1 protein-coding gene is annotated in these 582 nt (G+C 41.8%); it reads left to right on the top strand.

Annotated elements, in window-relative coordinates; genetic code table 11:
* Positions 1-253: 253 nt before the first annotated feature.
* On the top strand, positions 254-582 hold a 329-nt coding region (locus tag QTO00_RS20650), incomplete at its 3' end, for a DUF3802 family protein (protein WP_331426392.1).

Raw genomic sequence — 582 nt, 5'->3', positions numbered from 1 at the left:
GTGTTTTATAATGAAGAGCGTAATCATCAAGGACTCAATGACCTCACTCCTGATGAAGTCTACTTCGGCAGACAAAGATACGCTGCATGAGCAAGATCAACCACTTAAGAAATTAGCTTATGTGTCCAACCATCGGGGTCCACTTCTTTGTGCATGAAGTCAGTTACCTATTCGACTTTGGTTGTAACTATTGATTGATATGGCTTAGTATTAGAAGTGTTAGTCAACGACATAATTATTACGGAGATGAGCTGTGGTTGTTGAAACCGATGGTTATTTGGCTCTAATTGAGCATTTGGCTTTTAATCTTGATGTGTTTGCTTCCGATGACGGCGACACCGGGACTGAAAGCGTTGAAGATGTCGTTACTGATATGGTCGCGAGCAATATCATGGCGATCTTTGAGCAAAATCCAGAGTTGCATTCAAGTGTGCGCTTTCAACTATTGAAAGAAGCCGACTCAGTGGTTGAAGATCTTGGAGAAGTGCTAGCAGGAGTTTGGACTAAACCTGCCACTAATGGACAAATTGGTTTCTTAGACGAGTACATCGCCTTGGTTAAAAATCTGTTTGATTCTGCTGT

Source organism: Vibrio sp. M260118 (assembly GCF_036533755.1).
In the GTDB taxonomy this organism is placed as follows: Bacteria; Pseudomonadota; Gammaproteobacteria; order Enterobacterales; family Vibrionaceae; genus Vibrio.
The sequence above is the reverse complement of the archived record's forward strand: the minus strand, read 5'-3'. Positions and strand labels throughout refer to the sequence as shown.